The sequence below is a fragment of the Streptomyces rubellomurinus genome (genome assembly GCF_000961885.1).
GTDB lineage: Bacteria > Actinomycetota > Actinomycetes > Streptomycetales > Streptomycetaceae > Kitasatospora > Kitasatospora rubellomurina.
This window is the reverse complement of record NZ_JZKH01000341.1, coordinates 1-406: the sequence shown is the minus strand read 5'-3', so window position 1 is coordinate 406 and position 406 is coordinate 1. Positions and strand designations below refer to the sequence as shown.

Below are 406 nucleotides of genomic sequence, written 5' to 3'. Positions count from 1 at the left end.
CGTGGTCCAGCCGGCGCTGTTCGCGGTGATGGTGTCGCTGGCGGCGCTGTGGCGCTCGTACGGGGTCGAGCCCGCGGCGGTCGTCGGGCACTCGCAGGGTGAGATCGCGGCGGCGTACGTCGCGGGTGGCCTGTCGCTGCGCGATGCGGCCCGGATCGTGGCGGTGCGCAGCCAGTTGGTGCGCGAGAAGCTCGCGGGCCTGGGCGGCATGATGTCGGTGGCGCTGCCGGTGGAGCGCGTCGAGGAGCTGTTGGCGCCGTACGCGGGCCGGCTCTCGGTGGCCGCCGTGAACGGCCCGGCCGCCGTGGTCGTGGCGGGTGAAGTCGCCGCGCTGGACGAGGTGTTCGAGGCCTGCGAGCGCGACGGCGTCCGGGCCCGCAAGGTCAAGGTGGACTACGCCTCGCAC

Annotated in this window: 1 protein-coding gene; it reads left to right on the top strand. The window is 74.6% G+C overall.

Features of this window, described 5'->3' with window-relative positions; all coding sequences use genetic code 11:
• Nucleotides 1-406 (top strand): acyltransferase domain-containing protein (locus tag VM95_RS38110; RefSeq protein ID WP_045706273.1); only part of this gene is annotated, 406 nt, incomplete at both ends.